The following is a 20,115-nucleotide window of genomic DNA, read 5'->3' as shown; positions in this document are numbered from 1 at the left end:
GCCTTGGTCAGCACTATGGCCTGATGCCTTTGAGGTCAGCCCTTCGGGCGCGGCTCGATGATCAGCCATTTGATGATGGCCATGGCCGGCAGAACCCAGAGAAAGCCGCTGAGCAGGAAGAACAGGAGATGCGCCGTGGGCCCGTATTCGGCGAGCCTGGTGACCGCGACGGCGGAGGCGATCAGCGCGTAGATGACGACCAGCGCCACCAGCAATATGGTTCCGATCAGCTTTTTCAGGCGAATGGGCATGTCGCGGTTCCGTTGACCCGCCCCGCTTAGGCCGAATGACAAGAGCGCGCAACCGTCGCGACCCGGCGCGACGGCGTGCCGCGCTGTCCAGTCTTGCCAGTTGAGCGGCCTTGGTCCACCAATCTCGCGTTTCAACCGCCGGGAATGCGAAATGGCTGCCATCACCGCCACAGCCCCCTATGCCACACGCGACCGCGACCTGCACAACCGCGCTTTGGTGCGCGGCTGGCTCTACGTCGTGCTGCTCGTGCTGGTCGCGCTGGTGCTGGTCGGCGGTTCCACTCGTCTCACCGGCTCGGGTCTGTCGATCACTGAGTGGCAGCCGATACACGGCGTCATCCCGCCGCTCAACGACGCCGAATGGCAGGAAGAGTTCCAGCGCTACCAGCAGATCCCGCAATATGCCGAGATCAACAAGGGCATGATCGTCGAGGATTTCAAATCGATCTTCTGGTGGGAGTGGGCGCACCGCATCCTGGCGCGCGGCGTCGGGGTGGTCTTTGCCTTGCCGCTGCTGTTCTTCTGGGCGACGCGCCGCATCGAACGAGGCCTTGGGTCGAAGCTGGTCGGCATCCTTCTGCTTGGTGTACTGCAAGGCGGCATCGGCTGGTGGATGGTGGCTTCGGGCCTGGTCGACCGCGTCTCGGTCAGCCAATACAGGCTGGCGACGCATCTGACGCTTGCCGCGCTGATCTTCACGGCGACAATGGTGGTGGCGCGAGGCTTGGCGCCGCATTCGGAGCCCGCCGCCGACCGGTCGACGCAGCGGCTCGCCGGCTTCATAGTGCTTTTGGCGCTGATCCAGATCTATCTCGGCGGGCTGGTCGCCGGGCTGCATGCGGGCCTTTCCTACAACACATGGCCGCTTATGGATGGAAAGGTGATCCCCTCCGATCTGCTTCTTCTGAAGCCGGCCTGGCTGAACTTCTTTGAAAACCCGAAGACGGTGCAGTTCGTCCACCGAGTGGGCGCCTATACGATCTTTGTCGTGGCGCTCTGGCATATGACCGCGACGTGGCGACGCCAGCCTGGCACCACCCATGCCCGCCGGGCCACGCTTCTGTTCGCGCTGGTGGTCGTCCAGGCCTCGATCGGCATCGGCACGCTATTGATGCAGGTGCCGCTGCACATGGCATTGACGCATCAGACGATCGCGCTTGTGTTGCTTGGCTTCGCTGCCGCGCATTGGCGCGGCACCAAGGGCGCCTATTCGCTGCCGACCGATATACGCGTCAGAGGCTGAGGCGAACCTTGCGGATCACCTCGGCGGTAGCAAGCTCCAGGTTCACGACCGCTCAGTGCTTGATGCCGAGCATCAGGTCGAGGTTCTGCACCGCGGCGCCCGACGCGCCCTTGCCGAGATTGTCGTAGACGGCCATCAGCAGTGCTTGCGCCCTCTCATCATTGGCGAAGACGTAGACCTTCATCCGGTTGGTGCCGTTATAGATCTCCGGATCGATCTCCGGCATGCGCTCCATATGGGTGTAGGGCGCGACCTCGACCACGCCGCCATCGATCGACGCATAATGGTCGGCAATCGCCGCGTGAAGCTCGGCGCCAGTCGGCACGCGGTCGAGACCGCCGAGTTGCAGCGGCACCACGGTGATCATGCCTTGCGCGAAATTGCCCACCGCCGGCTGCATGATCGGGTCGTGCGACAGCTTTGCATAGGTGCGGAGCTCCGGCACATGCTTGTGCTGCAGCGTCAGCCCGTAGGGTAGGAACTCGGGCGCGTCCTCGCCCTTGCCGACATAGTCCTCGATCATCGGGCGGCCGCCGCCGGAATAGCCGGAAATGCCGTTGACGGTGACCGGGAAGTCGGCAGGCAGCAGGCCCGCCGCAACCAGTGGCCGCAGCGTCGCGATCGGCCCCTGCGGCCAGCAGCCCGGATTGGCTATGCGTTTCGCGCTGCCGATCCTCTTCGCCTGGTCCTTGTCCATTTCGGCGAAGCCATACTCCCACCCCTCGGCCACGCGATGCGCGGTCGAGGCGTCGATCACCTTGGTCGTATCGTTCGTAATCAGCGACACGCTTTCCTTGGCCGCCGCATCCGGCAGGCAAAGGATCGCGACATCGGCCGCGTTGAGCATCTCGGCGCGGGCGGCAGTCTCCTTGCGGCGTTCCGTCGGGATGGAGATGATCTCCAGGTCGTCACGGTCGGCCAGCAGCGCCCTGATCTGCAGGCCTGTCGTGCCGTGCTCGCCGTCAATGAAGATTTTCGGTTTCATCGCTTGCCAAATTCCTCGCGATTCCAATGTCATATGCCGTAGGCGTGATTTGCCGCGGCATGATTGCCGTTGCTCAGTTCGTCGAGCCGCGCCTTTCGCTCTGCCAGCAGACCGAGATAATGCATGGCGATGATCGATCCGGCGATCGCCGTTATATCGGCATGATCGTAGGCCGGCGCAACCTCCACGATGTCGGCGCCGACGATGTCGATCTGGCCGAGTTGGCGCAGTGTTGACAGCATCTTGGCCGAGGAGGGGCCGCCTGCCACCGGCGTGCCGGTGCCCGGCGCGAAGGCCGGGTCGAGACAGTCGATGTCAAAGGTGAGATAGGTCTTCTTGCCACCGGTGCGCTCGACGATCGCGTAGGCGATGTCGGAGGCGCGCATCTCCTCGACCTCATGGCCGTAGAGGATCTTGATGCCGAACGTGTCGGGTGCATGCGTGCGGATGCCGACCTGGATCGAGCGATCGGGGTCGATGATCCCCTCCTTCACCGCGCGGGCGACGAAGGAGCCGTGATCGATGCGCTTGCCGTCGTCGGGCCAGGTGTCCTGGTGCGCGTCGAACTGCACGAGCGCCAGCGGCCCGTGGATCGCGGCATGCGCCTTGAGCAGCGGCCAGGTGATGAAATGGTCGCCGCCCAGCGTCAAAAGGAACGCGCCTGATTTCAGGATCTTGGCCGCCTCGCGCTCGATCGTGCCGGGAGTTTTCTGGTGATTGCCGCTGTCGAGCAGGCAATCGCCATAGTCCACCACTGAGAGATGCTCGAAGAGGTCGCGCGAGAATGGATATTGCGGATCGTTGTCGAGGATCGCCGAGGCGCGGCGGATCGCCTGCGGTCCGAAGCGGGCGCCGGGCCGGTTGGTGACGGCGGCGTCGAAGGGAATGCCCCACACGACCGCGTCCGCGCCCTTCACGTCCTTCGTATATTTGCGCCGCATGAACGACAGCGCGCCGGCATAGGTCGGCTCGAACGACGCGCCCGTCTTGGAGCGGGCGGTGAAGGCGTGGTCGATCTCATTGTTCGCCATTAGGAATCCTCGGTTTCGTCGGGGCAGCCACAACTACAGAACCGGCACGCAACATGCCAGTCACAGCTTGCGGAAACGAAGCGGCGCTCGGCGAGTGCCACGGCAACACAGGATCTGTATCATTATGGCTGAGACTGCCTTGCTCAATCTTGCATCCGCGCCCGCCGCGACCCGTGTCGGCACGACGGCCGGAGAGCGTTTCCTGGTGCTGGATTCCTGGCGCGGTATCTGCGCGCTGCTGGTGGCGCTGTTCCACTTCCCGACCACCTCGATAGTGTCGCAGAGCGCCTTTGTCGGCGGCTCCTATCTGTTCGTCGATTTCTTCTTCGTGCTCTCCGGCTTCGTCATTGCCAGCGCCTATGGCGGGCGGCTCGCCGGGCAGGACGACCTTGCACGGTTCGCGCTCGTGCGTTTCGGCCGCATCTATCCGTTGCATTTCCTGATGCTCGCAGCCTTCGCCGGCTTCGAGGCGCTGCGGCTCGTGCTGCCGGCGCTTCACGGAACGGGCCCGGCGCCCTTCACCGCAGGCTTCGACCTGAAGAGCCTGGTCGCCAACCTTTTCCTTCTGCAGGGCATGGGCGTTGAGGATCATCTGAGCTGGAATGCGCCGAGCTGGAGCATTTCGGCCGAGTTCTTCACCTATCTGCTTTTCGCCGCCGTCGTGTTCACCGCCGGCCAGCGCGCCTGGATATGGCTCGTTGCCGCAGCCGCGACGGCGCCGCTTTTCCTGCTCGCGGTCTCGACGCGTCATATGGACGTGTCCTTCGATTTCGGCTTCCTCCGCTGTCTTTACGGCTTCTCGCTCGGCGCGCTGCTTGCCTGGTTTCAGCACGATTCCATTGCAGAGGCGCGACAGGCGCTGAGCGGCGGGGCAGGGCGCCTCGCCTGGACGCTGGCGGAGCTGGCGATGATCGTCGTGATCGCGCTGTTCGTTTCGGTGGCGGGAACGAATGACGCCGGCATTGCCGCGCCGGTCGTGTTCGCGCTGGCGCTTTATCTCTTTGCCCATGAGGGCGGGTGGGTCAGCTTGGCCTTGCGCAGCCGACCGATGCTGCTGCTCGGCTCGCTCTCCTATTCGATCTACATGGTCCACATCTTCGTCCAGACCCGCATGATCAATGTCGGCGGCCTGATCGAACGCAAGCTCGGGCTCGGCATAGTCGGCGACCTGATGCTGCGCGGTGACCATGCGACCGGCTTCGGCCCCGGCTCGCCCTGGATCGGCTTCGCGGCTTTGGCCGCGATGTTGATCGCCGTCATTGCCGCGTCGTGGTTCACATGGAGCTTCGTCGAAATGCCGGCACTGGCCTGGTTCCGCCGCATTTCCAAGCGGATCTGATCCAAAAACTAGCCGGCTTCGTTCACCGCGCTGTCATGGGCATCGCCTAACCGGGTCCCAACCCGGAACGGTGCGATTCCCCGATGCGAACACTCTGGCTGAGCCTTGCCTTTTCCGCCGCCCTTGCCACCGTTGCGGGGCAAAGCTTAGCCGGTGAAAGCCGCGCCAGCCAGATTCTCGACCGCTTCGAGCATGCCAACCAGTGGCGTGACCACGTGATGATCGCCGCGCATCGCGCCGGCAGCATGCAGGCCGGCAAGACGCTTTACGCCGAGAATTCGCTGGCCGCGGTCGAGGGCTCGATCGCGATCGGCGCCGAGATCGTCGAGGTCGACGTCCGGCGCGCGAAAGACGGCGAATTCGTCATCATGCATGACAGCTGGCTCGACCGCACGACCACGTGCAAGGGCGAGGTGGTGAAATACACGCTGGCCGAGCTTAAGAAATGCCGGCTGGTCATCGAGGGCACGGGCGCCGTCACCGACGAGACCGTGTCGACCCTGCGCGAGATGCTGCTGACGACCAGGGACAGGATCCTGATCAACCTCGACAACAAGCTGGAGGTGACCGACCTGCCTGGCATGGTCGCGGAGGCGCGCGATCTCGGCATGGCCGATCAGGTGATCGTCAAGGAGAACCTCTGGAACCGGCAGCGCATCGATGCCGCGAGCGCGGCACTTACCCAGGCCGGCGGCGGCTTCCAGTTCATGCCGATCCTTGCCGACGACGCCGTGCATGATGCAGTTTTCGCCAGCGAGGTCGACAAGGCCTTCGCGCCGCGCGCCGTCGAATTGATCACTTGGCGCAACGGCGCCGAGACGCTGACATCGACCGGCGGGCCGCTGTTCAGCACCCGCATGCGGGCGGAAGCGGCGCGGGGCGACTGGCACCTCTGGGCCGACACCTACGCCGTCGTCAACAAGCCGGGCGGCTTCCTCGCCGGGGGGCGCGGCGACGAGCTTGCCGTCGCCGCCAGCCTGCCGCGCGAAGCCTGGGGTTTCTGGGTCGACCGCGGCGCCACCATCATTCAGACCGACGAGCCGAAGGCGGCAATCGCGTGGCTGACGGCCAATGGTTATCGCGTGCCTTACACGACGGACGGCAGGACTGCTGAGCCGGCGCATACGGCGAGCATCAATTAGCTGGCGTTGGCGCTGGAGCTGCCAATCTCCCCCCTCGTGGGGGAGATGCCCGGCAGGGCAGAGGGGGCGCTGTCCCGCCGGCGTAACGGTGCTTGGGTTCCTCGCCCCCGCCAAAGGTGGGGGAGAGGTGTCCGCGAAGCGGACGGAGAGGGGGCCTTCGTAGGGCGCTCCCCTCTCCGTCTCGGCTTCGCCGAGCCACCTCTCCCCACATTCGTGGGGCGAGGAACCTTGATCCTGCAGCGCCGCGTTCCTTCACGCCCCCCTCTGGCCTGCCGGCCATCTCCCCCACAAGGGGGGAGATCAGCTAATCGTCCATCACGCCGCTTTCGCCACGCTCTCCAGCTCCCGCAGCACCGCCCCCGACAGCTCGAGCTCTGCCGCCGCCAGATTCTCGCGCAGATGCTCGACCGACGACGTGCCCGGGATAAGCAGGATGTTGGGCGAGCGCTGCAGCAGCCATGCCAGCGCAACCTGCATCGGCGTCGCACCGAGCCGTTCCGCGACGTCCGAGAGCGTCGACGACTGCAGCGGGCTGAAGCCGCCGAGCGGGAAGAACGGCACATAGGCGATACCGTCGCGCGCGAGCTCATCGATCAGCGCGTCGTCGTCCCTGTGCGCGAGATTGTACTGGTTCTGCACGCAGACGATGTCGCAGATCTTGCGGCCTTCCGCGATCTGCGCGCGGGTGACGTTGCTCAAGCCGATATGGCGCACGAGGCCCTTGCGCTGAAGCTCGGCAAGCTTGGTGACCTGCGCTTCGATGGAGCCCTCCGCTGGACCGTGCACACCGAACATGATGCGCAGATTGACGACGTCCATCACCTCGAGGCCAAGGTTGCGAAGATTATCGTGCACGGCCTGTTCGAGCTCATCAGCTGTAAAAGCCGGCAGCCAGGAGGCGTCTTCCCCACGACGGGCGCCGATCTTGGTGACGATGGTGAGGTTGTCGGGGTAGGGCGCCAACGCCTCGCGGATCAGCTTGTTGGTGACATAAGGCCCGTAGTAGTCGCTGGTGTCGATATGGTTCACACCTTGCGACACCGCTTCGCGCAGCACGGCAATCGCCGCGTCATGGTCTTTCGGCGGGCCGAACACGCCTTTGCCCGCAAGCTGCATGGCGCCATAGCCGAGGCGATGCACCGAGCGGTCGCCGAGTTTATAAGTACCGGATTTGTCTACACTGGACATTGTTGCTCTCCTTCGCTGTCGTCGAGGGAGATAAGGGATGGCTGCTGTCCTGATAACCGGGTATAACCGGCACGACCTGTGCGGAAATAAGAACAATGGCGGCTGATCTCAACGATCTCCAAGCATTCATGGCCGTCGCTCGCGCCGGCGGCTTTCGCGAAGCGGCCCGCGTGACTGCAGGCAGCGCCTCAGTGCTCAGCGAAGCCGTCCGCCGTCTGGAAACCCAGCTTGGTGTGCGGCTCTTCAATCGCACCACGCGCAGTGTTGCACTGACCGAGGCAGGCGCCAGCCTGCTGGCGCGTCTTGGCCCCGCGCTGGGTGAGGTGCAGGCCGCGCTCGACGTCGTGAACGGTTTTCGTGACCGACCTGCCGGCACCTTGCGCCTCAACGTGCCGATAAGTGCGTCGCGGCTGGTGCTGCCGAAGATTGTTCCGGGATTTCTCGCTGCATATCCGGCCATCCGGCTGGAGGTGATCGCGGAGGAGAACTTTGTCGACCTGCTGGTGGCCGGCTGCGATGCGGGCATCCGCTATGACGAGCGGCTGGAGCAGGACATGATCGCCGTGCCGATCGGGCCGCGCACGCAGCGTTTCACCACCTCGGCCGCGCCAGCCTACCTTGATCGGCACGGTCGGCCGCAGCATCCGCGTGACCTGCTTGGCCATGCGTGCGTGCGCGGCCGCTTCCCGAGTGGGGTCATGACGCCCTGGGAGTTCGAACGGGATGGTGAAGTGGTGCGGGTCGATACCACGGGGCCATTGGTCGTCAGCATCGGCGGCGGCGTCGATCTCGCTATCGATGCGGCGATCGCCGGCGTCGGTATTCTCTGGCTCTTCGAGGACTGGGTACGCCCGCATTTCGAGAGCGGCGCGCTGGAACCTGTGCTGGAACCGTGGTGGCAGGAATTCTCCGGGCCGTTTCTCTATTATCCCGGGCGCCGCTTGGTGCCGGCGCCGCTGCGCGCCTTCATCGACTACATCAGGACGCCGGCCGGGCACTGGTAAGTAGAACAAAAAAGGCCGCCCGGAGGCGGCCTTTCGTAAACTTGGATATCGTATCGCTTAGCGCTTCGAGAACTGGAAGCTGCGGCGGGCCTTGGCTTTGCCGTACTTCTTGCGCTCGACCACGCGGCTGTCGCGGGTCAGGAAGCCGCCCTTCTTCAGCACCGAGCGCAGGCCCGGCTCATAGTAGGTCAGCGCCTTGGAGATGCCGTGACGCACCGCACCCGCCTGGCCGGAGAGGCCGCCGCCGATGACGGTGGCGACGATGTCGTACTGGCCGGCGCGGTTGGCCGCGACGATCGGCTGGTTGAGGATCATCTGCAGCACCGGACGCGCGAAATAGCTCGCGAATTCCTTGTCGTTGACGGTGATCTTGCCGGAGCCCGGCTTCACCCAGACGCGCGCGATGGCGTTCTTGCGCTTGCCGGTGGCATAGGCGCGGCCCGACTTGTCGAGCTTCTGGACATGCACGGGCGCGGCCGGCTGCGCGGCGACTGTGCCGAGTTCTGCGAGCGAGGAAAGCTCAGCCATTACGAGGCCCTCTTGTTCTTGGAGTTCAGCTTGGCCACGTCGAGCGTGACGGGCTGCTGGGCGGTGTGCGGATGCTCGGCGCCGGCATAGACGCGGAGATTCTTCATCTGGCGGCGGCCAAGCGGGCCGCGCGGGATCATGCGCTCGACGGCCTTCTCGACGACACGCTCGGGGAAACGGCCCTCGAGCAGCTGGCGCGCGGTGCGCTCCTTGATGCCGCCGGGGTGGCCGGTGTGCCAGTAATAGACCTTGTCGGTGTATTTCTTGCCGGTGAACACCACCTTGTCGGCATTGATGACGATGACATTGTCGCCGTCATCGACATGCGGGGTGAAGGTGGGCTTGTGCTTGCCGCGCAGATGGTTGGCGATGACAGTGGCCAGACGACCGACGACGAGACCTTCGGCGTCGATCAGCACCCACTTCTTCACCACATCCGCAGGCTTCTGCGAAAAGGTAGCCATGTTTTGCTCTCAGGTTTGACCTTTCCCGTCCAGGAGGGACAGAGAAGGCGTTTCTTGTTGCTTGGATCGACGGGATGACCGGAGCCGCTCCGCCAATAACAAAACGGCGGCCTTTGCGGGCCGCTGCTTCGGGTCGGCTTATAGGCGAGGGTGTTTGGCGCGTCAAGCGTCGGTTACGGTTTATGGTCGCGAAAAGCCTTTTAAATTCAATAGCTAAGGTAGAAGGTATTATTTTACCTCACACCTATTTGTCAAAATAGCTCTCTTTCGTTCACCGCCGCCCGGTCACGGCGGCAAGGAGAAGCTTGACGCCGATCGCGATCATCAAGGCTCCTGCCAGCCTTTCTTGCCAAACGACGAACGTGCCTCGGTGCCCCAGCCAGCCGCCAACCGCGCCGGAGGTCAACGCGACGGCGCTGAGGACAACCAGTCCCATCATCTTCATGGTCGTACCGAGAATGATGAACTGCAGTGCAGGCGAACCGACCCAGGGATGAACGAATTGCGGCAGCACCGCCAGCATGAAAGCGAGCGTCGTCGGATTGGTGAGATTGCAGATCACGCCTTGCCGGAAAGCGGCTGGGATACTGCTCGTCTCGGCAAAGGTAGACGCGCCGCCACCTTTGCCCGACCGACGGGCCAACAGGAATTTGATCCCGATGGCGATCAGATAGATGGCGCCGACGATCTGAAGGAAGCTGTAAAGAGATGGGGAGGATGTGATCAGCGAGGCAAGCCCCATTACCAGTAATGGAATCTGGACGACGCCGGCCGATACGCAGCCCGCTGCAGTCGCCAGGGCATGGCGCCAGCCTTGCCCGACGCCGCGGCTGATCACCAGCATCATGTCCGGACCGACACCAGAAAGCTGATAGGCGAGCACGGCGCCGACGAAGGCAAGGTAGGTCGTAACATCGGGCATGCCGCAGAACGAACCTATCGACTGGGAGTTCCGGCAAGACGTCAGGCCGGCTTGTCGCTTATTCGCTTCCTCGGGATCGAATAGGTGCCGGTGGCGTGCGCGACAGTGTGTCCGTCCGAGCCGGCGACAATATCGATATCGAACACCATCAGGCTTTTGCCAAGCTTCAGGATCCGGCAATGGCCGTCGATCGGACCGGCTTCGGCCTTGCGCATGAAATTGATGTCGAGGTTGACCGTCACCGAAAGCGCGTCCGGGCCGGCATGGCTGAGCACGCAGACATAGCCGCCGATGTCGGCCAGCGTGAACAGCGCCGGACCGGATACCGTGCCGCCGGGGCGCAGATGCCGCTCGTCGGCATTCAGCCGCACTGTGCAGCCGCCCGGAAAAACGTCGATCGCCTCATAGGAGGTGAAATTGTCGTTGAGCTGCGGATAGACGCTTGCCATTAGTGCATTGACTTCCGCCGCGTTGAGCATTGGCTTCAGATCGCTTTGGGCGGGCATGGCGACGTCCTATATGAATGAGCAGCTCCGGGCGGTGCGCCTGGACCAAACGGTGCGACGGAGAAAACACGTCTCGCGGCTGTTCTTCAACCGGCAGCGTGCTAGTTCTGTTGCTCCATAAGCATGAGGTTTTTGAAAGTGGCCGAAGTCGTCGCCATCAAGCCCGCCATCGCCCACGGTCCTGTTCTTGTCAGCCAGGACAAGGGCATCCTGCGCCTCACGCTCGCCAGCCCGCCGGCCAATGCGTTGTCGCTGGCGACCATGGCGGCGCTGCAGGCCGAATTCGATCGCGTTAAGACCGACAGATCCGTGCGCGTCATCATCCTGGCGGCGTCGGGAAAAGTGTTCTGTGCCGGCCATGACCTCAAGGAGATGACGGCACATCGCGCCGAGCCGGATCGGGGCAAGGCCTTTTTCGAAAAGACCTTCGCGGCTTGCGCGAACCTGATGCAGACGATCGTGCGCCACCCGAAACCGGTGATCGCTGAGGTCGACGGCCTCGCCACCGCCGCCGGCCTGCAACTGGTCGCCAGCTGCGACCTTGCCATCGCTTCGCATGAGGCGAGTTTCTGCACGCCTGGCGTCAATATCGGCCTGTTCTGCTCGACGCCGATGGTGGCGCTGTCGCGCAACGTCTCGCGCAAGCAGGCGATGGAAATGCTGCTCACCGGCGAGACGATCGATGCGGCGACCGCCAAGGAGTTCGGGCTGATCAACCGTATCGTGCCGCGCGAATATCTGATTCAGGTTGTCAACAAATACGCGCAAACCATTGCATCCAAATCGTCTTTGGCCGTCAAGACCGGCAAGGAGGCTTTCTATGCTCAGGCCGAAATGGGGTTGGCCGATGCATATGCCCATACCGGCCGCGTGATGGTGGAAAACATGCTGGCGCGCGACGCCGAGGAAGGCATCGGTGCCTTTATCGGCAAGCGCAAGCCCGAATGGACCGACGAGTAGCCGGCTTGAATGGAACCGAGCCATTCCATCGCTGAAGGTTCGACGTGGCTGCCCGCAAGCAACTGACGCGGCTGAAAGCGCCCTATCTCAAGCGCATCCTGCTTGAGCCGTCGCGCGTCGCGGATTGGGAGCAATATCCGTGGAGCCTGCCGATCTTCCACGGCCGCGAATTCGAATTTGAATTCACGAGCGCCATCACCATCATTGTCGGCGAGAACGGCACCGGCAAATCGACGCTGCTCGAAGCCATCGGCGCGCTGGCCGGCTATGACGAGGCCGGCGGCGGCAAAGGCTACCGTCCGGTCGACCATTCCATTGCCATCGACAAGAGCGGCGCAGGGCTGGCGGATAGCTTTCGGTGTCACTGGTTGCCGAAGGTGACCGCTGGTTGGTTTTTTCGCGCCGAGTCTTTCTATTCCGTTGCCCGCTACCTCGATGAAGCGGCGAGGGAATCTGGCGGAACGCCGCCCGATTTCCTGTCATGGTCGCATGGTGAGGGCTTTATCCGCTTCTTCGAGGAGCGCTGCCGCCGGCAAGGCATCTACATCCTCGACGAGCCGGAAAGCGCGCTGTCGCCGACGCGCCAGATCGAGCTGCTGAAACTGCTTCAACGCATGGAGCAGTCCGGCACCGCGCAGGTGATCATGGCAACGCATTCGCCGCTGCTGATGGCTTGCCCGAACGCACGGCTCTTCCGCATCGGCCGCTTCGGCCTCGACCTGATCGATTTTCAGGACACCGATCATTTTCGCATGATGCGCGACTTCTGCAGCGATCCTGGGATGTTTATGGAGGAGGCGCTGCGGGAAGGCGATGATTAGCGGTGGGCGCGTGAACCGGGAAGATCTCAATTGGGAAGTGGAAGACGCCTGCCGCGAGGCGTGGCCTCCTGCGCGTGAGACCGTCGCTCTCGGATGGATCTTTCGCCGTTCAGGCGGGCGGATCAGGCGGCCGAATTCCGCTAATCCCATGCGTGGCCTGCGCGGCGCGCCTGAGCGAGTAATCGATGCCGCGGAAGCGTTCTATGCCGGCCATGGTCAGACACCATTGTTCCGCATCCCGGATATCGCCGCCGAACTGGAACCCGAACTCGACCGTCGCGGCTACGACAGGGAAGGTGATACGATACACCTCCATGCCCAGATCGACGTGCTTGAGGGAAACAATGATGGCGATATCACGTTCTCAGCGGCGCCGACGGAGAACTGGTTCGAGGCGCGCTTCCGTACTGGCGGCTACGACGAGGCGGAGCGCCGCATCTTTCGCCATATGACGAGCTTGATCGTGGGTGACAGAGCGTTCGTGTCGTGTGAGCGTGATGGCCAAATCGCAGCTTTTGCCTTCGGCGTCATCCGCAACGGGCTGCTTGTCGTCGAGGCAGTTGAAACCGACGCCAGATTCAGGCAGCAGGGGTTCGGCCGCAGGACAGTCGGCGGGTTGATCGGCTGGGCCAGGCGGACGGGCGCCAAGGCCGGCTGCCTGCAAGTGGTCGCCGACAACACGCCCGCACGCGCGCTCTACGCCTCGCTCGGCTTCAATCGCGAGCTCTATCGTTATCATTACCGCAGGAAGACCGTCGCAGCATGAACCACGATACCTACGACAACAGCTACATCGCCGGCATCCTGAATTCGGTGAAGACGATCGCCATGGTCGGCGCTTCGCCCAACGATGTGCGGCCAAGCTACTTCGTGCTGAAATATCTTTTAGCCAAGGGCTTTTCGGTGTTCCCGATCAATCCCGGCCATGCCGGCAAGGAAATCCTTGGCCGTACTGTCTACGCCAGCCTCGCCGACCTGCCGCAGCCGGTCGACATGGTCGACATTTTTCGAGGCTCGGCGGCGGTGCCCGGCGTCGTCGACCAGGTGCTGCAGCTCGACCCGCTGCCCAAGGTCGTCTGGATGCAGCTTGGCGTGCGCAACGATGAGGCGGCTGCCCGCGCCGAAGCTGTCGGCATCAAGGTGGTGATGAACCGCTGCCCGAAGATCGAATACGGCAAGCTATCCGGCGAGATCGGCTGGACCGGCGTCAACTCCGGCGTGCTGTCGTCGAAAAAACCTGTGATGCGCCAGGGATTTCAGAGCTTCGGCGTAAGACAGAAATAAGCACGCGGTAGTTCGCGCAAAATTATTCCGGGACGAAATGGATTTTCCCGGGCGTTCGTCGCAGGTCGCGCCCCGAACGGTATTTTCTTCTTTGCATTCCCGGCCGCGCTTCGCCAAGAATGCCCGGCAATTTTCGAACGTTAGGAGAGGGATTTCGATGACCCGTACGCCTGGTTTCAGCACTTTAGCCGTTCATGCAGGCGCAAAGCCCGATCCGGCGACCGGCGCCCGCGCCACGCCGATCTACCAGACCACCTCCTTTGTCTTCGACGATGCCGACCATGCCGCCTCGCTGTTCGGGCTGAAGGCCTTCGGCAACATCTACACGCGCATCATGAATCCGACGCAAGCGGTTCTCGAGGAGCGCGTCGCGGCGCTCGAAGGCGGCACCGCGGCACTTGCCGTCGCCTCGGGCCACGCCGCGCAGGTCATCGTCTTCCACAATCTGATGCAGCCTGGCGACAACTTCGTCGCCGCCAACAAGCTTTATGGCGGCTCGATCAACCAGTTCGGCCATGCCTTCAAGAACTTCGGCTGGGAAGTTCGCTGGGCAGAAGCGAACGATCCGGCGACGTTCGAGAGCCAGATCGACGACAGGACCAAGGCGATCTTCATCGAGAGCCTTGCCAATCCCGGCGGCGTCTTCGTCGACATCGAGAAGATCGGCGACATCGCCCGCAAGCACGGCCTGCCGCTGATCGTCGACAACACGCTGGCTTCGCCCTATCTGGTCCGGCCGATCGAGCACGGCGCCGACATCGTCGTGCACTCGCTGACCAAATTCATCGGCGGCCACGGCAATTCAATCGGCGGCGTCATCGTCGATGGCGGCACCTTCGACTGGTCGAGGTCCGGCAAATACCCGATGCTGTCGGAGCCGCGCCCTGAATATGGCGGCCTCGTCCTGCACGAGACTTTCGGCAACTTCGCCTTCGCGATTGCCGCCCGCGTGCTCGGCCTGCGTGACATCGGCCCGGCGATCTCGCCCTTCAACGCCTTCCTGATCCTCACCGGCCTGGAAACGCTGCCGCTCAGGATGCAGCGTCATTGCGACAATGCCGCGAGCGTTGCCGGCTGGCTGTCGAACCATCCGAAGGTAGCCTGGGTGAACTATCCCGGCCTTCCAGGCGACAAGAACAACGCGCTGCAGAAGAAATATTCGCCGCAGGGCGCAGGCGCGGTGTTCACCTTCGGCCTCAAGGGCGGCTACGAGGCCGGCATCAAATTCGTCGAAGCGCTCGAACTGTTCTCGCACCTCGCCAATGTCGGCGACACGAAATCGCTGGTCATCCATCCGGCCTCGACCACGCACCGCCAGCTTTCCGACGAGCAGAAGGTCAAGGCCGGCGCCGGACCTGACACCGTCCGCCTTTCGGTCGGCATTGAGGACGTCAACGACATCGTTGCCGATCTCGAGCAGGCGCTCGGTAAGGTCTGATATGTCGGCCTTTCTTGCGATCAATGTCGATGCGGTCGAACCGGAGGCCGGCGCGCCGCCGCCGGACCGGATGATTTCGGGTGATCCCAAATTCCGCACCTGGAATGTCGAGGAGCGCGACGGCGGCCTCTATGCCGGCGTCTGGGAAGCGACGCCGGGCAAATGGCGCATCGCCTATGACGAATGGGAGTTCTGCCACATCCTGTCCGGTGTCTCGGTGATCGCCGAGGACGGCGACGAGGCGCGCACCGTGCGGGCCGGCGACAGTTTCGTGCTGAGGCCAGGGTTCAAGGGCACATGGGAAGTGCTCGAGACGACGCGCAAGGAATATGTGATCCGGCTTTGAATGCTTCCAGCAATCAAAGCAGCGGATCGACATCGTCGTCGGAAAAGCCGTATTTGCTCATGATCTCCCGGTGCCATGCACTTCCGAGCAGATCGCCGAGACATTGATCGACGCGCCGGCGCAGCGCGTCGTTGCCCTTGGCGAGGGCGAAAGCGCCTGCCGCAGGCTGCTTTTCAAAGGCCGGGATGTCGATGACAGCAAGCGGTACGCCAGTCCGTCCGTTGACATAGCCGCGATGCGCCATGGCGACGCTGGCATACGCGTCGGCATGGCCTGCCGCAACGGCTTCGGCTGCTTCGGCCTGCGTGGCGAATATCCTGATCCGCCGGGGCGGAACGCCGTTCTGCAGCGCGGTCTGGTGCTGGATCTGACCCGATATGACTGCGAGCACGGCGGAAGGATGTTGGGCGACGGAGCGATAGCCGTTCAGCTCCAGCGGATTGCCCTTGGCGACCATCAACCCGTCCGGCAGTGACCAGATCGGCCGCGTGAAGTCCACCAGCTTGCTGCGCTCCTCGGAGATGAACAGACCGGTCGTCATGTCCCAGCGGCCGTCCACCAAACCGGGGAGCAGTTCGGCGAATTCCGCCTCGATCGGCGAGAAGTTCTCCAGGTCGAGCATCTGGCAAACTTTCTCGGCGAGCACCGCGTCGCACCCGCCGAGCTTGCCCGCGGCATCGGTGAAGCAGAAGGGTGGCTCTTGCAGGTAAGCGAATTTCATATCTGAGTTCCGAACGATAATTTCAGCTGTTCGAGGCGGATCCTTCGCCGGTCAAAAGGTAACGGCAACCCGTTCCAGCCCGTGAAAATGGTAAGTGTCGCGGAAGCGCGGTGTCTCCGCCAGGCGCAACTCCGGAAGCCGATCGAACAGCGTCTTCAGCGATACTTGCAACTCCAGCCTGGCCAGCGGCGCGCCGATGCAGAAATGGATGCCGGCGCCGAAGGAAACATTCTTCTGGTCCGTGCGGGTCGGATTGAAGGTGTCGGGCTCGGCAAAGGCAAGCGGATCGTGGTTCGCCATGCCGAGCAGCAGCGCGACCATCTCCCCGGGTTTGACCAGGATGCCTGGCGAAACCTCCATCTCCTCATAGGCATAGCGCAGAAACATATGCAGCGGCGGGTCGTAGCGCAGGCATTCCTCGACCGTCGCGACATTCGCCTCCGGTGTCGCAAAGAAGCGGCGCGGATCGCCGCCTTGCGCGAGGATCGAGCGCACCGCATTGCCGGTCTGGTGTACGGTCGCCTCATGGCCGGCATTGAGAAGCAGGATCGCTGAGGAAACCAGCTCGTCTTCCGAAAGCTTCTGACCGTTGTCCTGGGCTTCGATGAGCAGCGACAGCAGGTCGTCGCCGGGTTTCTTGCGCCGCTCCGCAATATAGCCCCGCAGGAAGTCGGAAAAATCGCGCGCGGCGCGGTTCGCCGTCTCCTCTGTCTCGCGCGTGCGGCCATGCATGTACATGCCGACCATCCGATGCGACCAGTCGAGCAGTTGCGGCCCCATCTCCACCGGTACGCCGAGCATTTCCGCAATGATGGTGATCGGCAAAGGCGAGGCGTAGGCGGGCAGAAGGTCGATGCCGCTTGGCTCGAAGCGGTCGACCAGCTCGTTGGCCAAAACCTCGATGCGCGGCCTGAGCCGCTCGACCTGACGTGAGACGAAGGCGCGATTGACCAGCGTTCTGAGCCGCGTATGCACCGGCGGCTCGAGCTCCAGCAGGGAATTGGCCTCGATCGCGTCGAAGGCGACGAGATGCGAGCGGTCGTCGCCGACGCCCCGGCTGTCGGGAATCCCCGCCGGATTCTGGCGGCCGAAACGGCGGTCGCGCAGCAGACGGTTGACGTCATCGAAGCCGCCAAAGCACCAGAACCCGTAGTCTTCCCAGAAAAACGCGTTGGCAGTGCCGTGCAGGAAGGCGTAGGCCTCATAAGGGTTCTGCACGAAGGCTGGTTCGTGCGGATCGAGATTCAGGCGGCGGCTGGCGAGATCAAACTCTAGATAGGAAGGCATTAAATCGGTCATGCCCGACCATTAGCGCGCCTTGTCAGCCCGATGCCAGACCGTATCTTGGCGCCCGCGAGATCGAACCGTTGAGCCAGATTGCGGGTTTGAAGCGCTGGCCATGCACCGAAATGATGTCGTTGGATATTCGGCTAGCCGCCAGCGTCAGTGGCCCGTCTTCAAGATGCTCGCGACCTTGGCTGCAATCGCTGCGTCGAGCGCCGGCCAGTTCGCGAGCAGCTCGCGCGGAAAGCGATAGGTGAGGCTGAGATCGTCGCCGACCTGGGTGTCGCGCTCGCAGGGCGCCAGCGATTCCTCGGCACTCGGGCCGCTCAGGCAGCGGGCGACGAACGGATCCTTGCCGGGACGCTCGGCGACAGCCAGCACTTCGTTGAGATAACCTGATTTTTCGCTGAAGGCGTAAACCGTGGTGCCGCCAGGGCCGGGCGTCCCCGGCTTTTCGATCAGAGCGCTGTAGATGGGCGCGAAACGGCCGCTCATGTCGCGCGACATCATGCGCGGCTCGAACGACAGGAAGATGATCTTCCTGGTCGTCGCATGGTTGAAGTCGTCGCGCGCGGCCGTGCTGTAGCCGTCCATTTCGGGATAGCGCAGATAGAGGTCGAGCCGCGAGGCGATGCCGTCGCGCCTCGCCTGGTCGAAGCGGATGAAGTTTGCCGGCACGTTGATCAGATTGTTGCCCATGACGATCCGGCGCACCGTCGTGTCATCGGTATAGCCGGCCATGGCGATCGATCGTCCAAGCCATTTGCCGCCGACGCTGATGGCAATCGAAAGCAGCGCCAGCGCCGCGAAGATATAAAAGACCCGCTTCATCAAGGTCGAGTTGACGACCTCGAAGTCAGCGCTCTTGGCAACATTTGCCTCTCTCATTTGCTCTTCCCCGATCCGCCCACCTGTCCTTCGGCGGCACAGCTTGCGCGGCATGGCTCTTGCAGCGCGGTGGCACGACTGTGCGTTTTCATAGTAAACGGTTGGTAAACATGGATCCCGTTGTGCTTGTTCTTTACGCTTTCGCGGTTGGTCTCACGGCTTGCGGGCTGGCCGGATCGGCCATGGAATTGCTGGCCGGCCGACGCCTGGCCTTTGCCGAGCCTTATGTTTCGCCGGTCCATATCCTGCGTTCGCTTGCGGCAACGGCCTGCGCCGGGCCGTTCATGCTCACCAACGAGGCCTTGGCCGCCCGCCGCGAGGGTCGCATCGGCACGATGGCGCTGTTGTCCTGCGGCTGCACGGCCATTGCCTGGGCGCTGGCGCTCGGCATCGTGCTCATCGCCATTGCATCCTGGGCGACGGAAAACTTAGGGTCTTTCGAATTCGCTGGTTGAGACGATTCGGAGACGAACAATGCCGGTCTATGCGATCGATGGGAAAGCGCCTGAGTTCGAGGACGCCGATACGAACTGGATTGCGCCGGACGCCACGCTGATCGGCAATATCCGGATCGGCCGCAATGTCGGCTTCTGGTTCGGCGTCGCGATCCGCGGCGACGGCGAGCCCATTACGATCGGCGCCGATACCAATGTGCAGGAACACACGATCATGCACACCGATCCCGGCTTTCCGCTGACCATCGGCAAACGCTGCACGATCGGCCACCGCGCTCTGCTGCATGGCTGCACGATCGGGGACAACAGCCTGATCGGCATGGGCGCCATCGTGCTGAACGGCGCCAGGATCGGCAACAACTCGCTGGTCGGCGCCGGCGCGCTGGTGACGGAAAACAAGGTGTTTCCGGACAATTCGCTGATCGTCGGCTCGCCCGCCAAGGTGATAAGGACGCTGGACGAAGCGGCGATCGAGCGGCTGCGCGTCTCGGCGGCCCACTACGTGGCCAATGCCAAACGCTTCAAGACCAAGCTCAAGACAGTGTGACGGCGGCAGGCGGCAACTCCGCCTGTCTTCATCCGCGGCGGCTGTTCATCGCTTCACGCAACAGCAGGGCGCCCGCTTCGAAGCCGGCCCGCTCGGCGCCTTCCAGGGCCGTCTCATAGTCGTCGATGCGGGTCCTCAGCGAAGCGTCCGCGCCCGACAGGAGCAGCAGACGGATAGCCTCGGCGTCGCGCCGGGACACCGCGTAGTGCAGGGCGGTCCAGTCGTTCACGCCGCGCATATCCGGGTCGGCGCCATGCGCGAGCAGGATATGGATGACGTCCAACCGGTCCGGCCGTTCCGTCGACAGCGCGGTGATGATCGATGGAAACCCGGCCGGGTCTTCATAATTCGGGTTTGTGCCGGCATCGAGAAGCGCGGTGATGAACGCGGCCGGGCTCCAGTAGATCGCGTATTCCAGCGGGTGGCCAAGTCCGAGCTCGAACGGCATCCGCTCGTCGAACCAGCGCGGCGAGCCGCCGAGCGCAACACCCAGGGCCGCGAAGTCTCCGGCCTTGAACGCGTCGTCTATGGCCTTGAACAACAGGTGGCGGGTGCCGCGATCCTCGGGGATTTCTAGCATTGGCTTCATCCGCAACGAACGAGCCATACTGTTCCCATCCGCCTCGGCGGGGAAGGGCGTGCCGACCATGGCGCTTCGGCAGCGCAGCGCCGATTGGTTGCAGCCGGCGGGCGGCGACCGAAATGGCGGAGCCGGCCCCGGGGACAGGGGCCGGCTCCTAAAACCCGGTCGTTGGGGACGGGGAGGGT

Annotated in this window: 24 protein-coding genes; 12 read left to right on the top strand and 12 right to left on the bottom strand. The window is 63.4% G+C overall.

The features are described from left to right. Positions 1-35: 35 nt before the first annotated feature. Positions 36-251, bottom strand: coding sequence for a DUF2842 domain-containing protein (locus LB523_RS27935; RefSeq protein ID WP_040999884.1), 216 nt, complete (start codon positions 249-251; stop codon positions 36-38). A gap of 151 nt (positions 252-402) precedes the next feature. Between LB523_RS27935 and LB523_RS27930 the strand changes: the two genes are divergently transcribed. After that, positions 403-1,494: a COX15/CtaA family protein gene (locus tag LB523_RS27930; protein ID WP_224609113.1), complete on the top strand. Its 1,092-nt coding sequence runs from the start codon at positions 403-405 to the stop codon at positions 1,492-1,494. A gap of 52 nt (positions 1,495-1,546) precedes the next feature. On the opposite strand, the gene argC is transcribed toward LB523_RS27930, so the two are convergent. Both argC and speB read right to left on the bottom strand, forming a co-directional pair. Further along, on the bottom strand, positions 1,547-2,479 hold the full coding sequence (argC, locus tag LB523_RS27925) for an N-acetyl-gamma-glutamyl-phosphate reductase (RefSeq protein ID WP_095767641.1): 933 nt from the start codon (positions 2,477-2,479) through the stop codon (positions 1,547-1,549). Positions 2,480-2,508: 29 nt separating this feature from the next. After that, complete coding sequence (speB, locus tag LB523_RS27920) at positions 2,509-3,510, bottom strand: agmatinase (protein WP_224548273.1); 1,002 nt, start codon at positions 3,508-3,510, stop codon at positions 2,509-2,511. Positions 3,511-3,634: 124 nt separating this feature from the next. Between speB and LB523_RS27915 the strand changes: the two genes are divergently transcribed. Together LB523_RS27915 and LB523_RS27910 are read left to right on the top strand one after the other, a co-directional pair. After that, the gene (locus LB523_RS27915) at positions 3,635-4,849 is read left to right on the top strand and encodes an acyltransferase family protein (RefSeq protein WP_224608355.1); all 1,215 of its coding nucleotides are present in this window, start codon (positions 3,635-3,637) and stop codon (positions 4,847-4,849) included. 83 nt (positions 4,850-4,932) lie between these two features. Further along, a complete protein-coding gene (locus LB523_RS27910) occupies positions 4,933-5,991 on the top strand; it encodes a glycerophosphodiester phosphodiesterase family protein (RefSeq protein WP_224609109.1) in 1,059 nt (352 codons plus the stop codon). A 315-nt stretch (positions 5,992-6,306) separates the two neighbouring features. Here the strand turns inward: LB523_RS27910 and LB523_RS27905 are convergent, their stop codons facing one another. After that, the gene (locus LB523_RS27905) at positions 6,307-7,179 is read right to left on the bottom strand and encodes an aldo/keto reductase family oxidoreductase (protein ID WP_224608354.1); all 873 of its coding nucleotides are present in this window, start codon (positions 7,177-7,179) and stop codon (positions 6,307-6,309) included. A 95-nt stretch (positions 7,180-7,274) separates the two neighbouring features. Here LB523_RS27905 and LB523_RS27900 point away from each other — a divergent pair, with 95 nt between their 5' ends. After that, positions 7,275-8,183, top strand: coding sequence for a LysR family transcriptional regulator (locus LB523_RS27900; protein ID WP_224548238.1), 909 nt, complete (start codon positions 7,275-7,277; stop codon positions 8,181-8,183). 57 nt (positions 8,184-8,240) lie between these two features. Here LB523_RS27900 and rpsI read toward each other — a convergent pair whose 3' ends face one another. The 4 genes from rpsI to LB523_RS27880 form a co-directional block, all read right to left on the bottom strand. Next, positions 8,241-8,711, bottom strand: coding sequence for a 30S ribosomal protein S9 (gene rpsI, locus LB523_RS27895; protein ID WP_040983171.1), 471 nt, complete (start codon positions 8,709-8,711; stop codon positions 8,241-8,243). After that, positions 8,711-9,175 carry a 50S ribosomal protein L13 gene (gene rplM, locus LB523_RS27890; RefSeq protein ID WP_040983169.1) on the bottom strand — a complete coding sequence of 155 codons (465 nt, stop codon included), beginning with the start codon at positions 9,173-9,175 and terminating at the stop codon, positions 8,711-8,713. The genes rpsI and rplM overlap by 1 nt, the downstream gene beginning before the upstream one ends. Before the next feature lie 271 nt (positions 9,176-9,446). Beyond that, the gene (locus LB523_RS27885; RefSeq protein WP_224609106.1) at positions 9,447-10,022 is read right to left on the bottom strand and encodes a LysE family translocator; all 576 of its coding nucleotides are present in this window, start codon (positions 10,020-10,022) and stop codon (positions 9,447-9,449) included. 116 nt (positions 10,023-10,138) lie between these two features. Then, positions 10,139-10,603, bottom strand: coding sequence for a PaaI family thioesterase (locus LB523_RS27880; RefSeq protein ID WP_224608350.1), 465 nt, complete (start codon positions 10,601-10,603; stop codon positions 10,139-10,141). A 138-nt stretch (positions 10,604-10,741) separates the two neighbouring features. Here LB523_RS27880 and LB523_RS27875 point away from each other — a divergent pair, with 138 nt between their 5' ends. From LB523_RS27875 to LB523_RS27850, 6 genes are all read left to right on the top strand, one after another. Then, positions 10,742-11,563: an enoyl-CoA hydratase gene (locus LB523_RS27875; protein ID WP_224609103.1), complete on the top strand. Its 822-nt coding sequence runs from the start codon at positions 10,742-10,744 to the stop codon at positions 11,561-11,563. A 44-nt stretch (positions 11,564-11,607) separates the two neighbouring features. Further along, on the top strand, positions 11,608-12,384 hold the full coding sequence (locus LB523_RS27870) for an AAA family ATPase (protein WP_224608345.1): 777 nt from the start codon (positions 11,608-11,610) through the stop codon (positions 12,382-12,384). A gap of 10 nt (positions 12,385-12,394) precedes the next feature. After that, positions 12,395-13,150 carry a GNAT family N-acetyltransferase gene (locus tag LB523_RS29415; protein WP_224608342.1) on the top strand — a complete coding sequence of 252 codons (756 nt, stop codon included), beginning with the start codon at positions 12,395-12,397 and terminating at the stop codon, positions 13,148-13,150. Beyond that, entirely contained in the window at positions 13,147-13,668 is a 522-nt protein-coding gene (locus tag LB523_RS27860; RefSeq protein ID WP_095767630.1) for a CoA-binding protein, read from the top strand. Before LB523_RS29415 ends, LB523_RS27860 begins: the two co-directional genes overlap by 4 nt. Positions 13,669-13,825: 157 nt before the next feature. Then, positions 13,826-15,106: an O-acetylhomoserine aminocarboxypropyltransferase gene (locus tag LB523_RS27855; protein WP_224609098.1), complete on the top strand. Its 1,281-nt coding sequence runs from the start codon at positions 13,826-13,828 to the stop codon at positions 15,104-15,106. A 1-nt stretch (position 15,107) separates the two neighbouring features. Beyond that, positions 15,108-15,452 carry a cupin domain-containing protein gene (locus tag LB523_RS27850; RefSeq protein WP_224609095.1) on the top strand — a complete coding sequence of 115 codons (345 nt, stop codon included), beginning with the start codon at positions 15,108-15,110 and terminating at the stop codon, positions 15,450-15,452. Positions 15,453-15,465: 13 nt separating this feature from the next. Here the strand turns inward: LB523_RS27850 and LB523_RS27845 are convergent, their stop codons facing one another. From LB523_RS27845 to LB523_RS27835, 3 genes are all read right to left on the bottom strand, one after another. Further along, a complete protein-coding gene (locus LB523_RS27845) occupies positions 15,466-16,173 on the bottom strand; it encodes a transporter substrate-binding domain-containing protein (protein ID WP_224609092.1) in 708 nt (235 codons plus the stop codon). A 51-nt stretch (positions 16,174-16,224) separates the two neighbouring features. After that, positions 16,225-17,472, bottom strand: a complete 1,248-nt coding sequence (locus tag LB523_RS27840; protein WP_224609090.1) for a cytochrome P450 — start codon at positions 17,470-17,472, stop codon at positions 16,225-16,227. A 144-nt stretch (positions 17,473-17,616) separates the two neighbouring features. After that, positions 17,617-18,345 (bottom strand): hypothetical protein, encoded by a 729-nt coding sequence (locus LB523_RS27835; RefSeq protein ID WP_224609087.1) that lies wholly within the window; start codon positions 18,343-18,345, stop codon positions 17,617-17,619. A 110-nt stretch (positions 18,346-18,455) separates the two neighbouring features. On the opposite strand from LB523_RS27835, the gene LB523_RS27830 reads away from it, so the two are divergent. Further along, on the top strand, positions 18,456-18,800 hold the full coding sequence (locus tag LB523_RS27830) for a DUF6949 family protein (RefSeq protein WP_140842782.1): 345 nt from the start codon (positions 18,456-18,458) through the stop codon (positions 18,798-18,800). 19 nt (positions 18,801-18,819) lie between these two features. Then, positions 18,820-19,347, top strand: coding sequence for a gamma carbonic anhydrase family protein (locus LB523_RS27825; protein WP_224609084.1), 528 nt, complete (start codon positions 18,820-18,822; stop codon positions 19,345-19,347). 28 nt (positions 19,348-19,375) lie between these two features. Here the strand turns inward: LB523_RS27825 and LB523_RS27820 are convergent, their stop codons facing one another. Next, positions 19,376-19,996, bottom strand: a complete 621-nt coding sequence (locus LB523_RS27820; protein WP_411966505.1) for an ankyrin repeat domain-containing protein — start codon at positions 19,994-19,996, stop codon at positions 19,376-19,378. Between the last annotated feature and the right edge of the window lie 119 nt (positions 19,997-20,115).

This window comes from Mesorhizobium sp. ESP-6-4, assembly GCF_020164735.1.
Classification (GTDB): Bacteria; Pseudomonadota; Alphaproteobacteria; order Rhizobiales; family Rhizobiaceae; genus Mesorhizobium.
The sequence above is the reverse complement of the archived record's forward strand: the minus strand, read 5'-3'. Positions and strand labels throughout refer to the sequence as shown.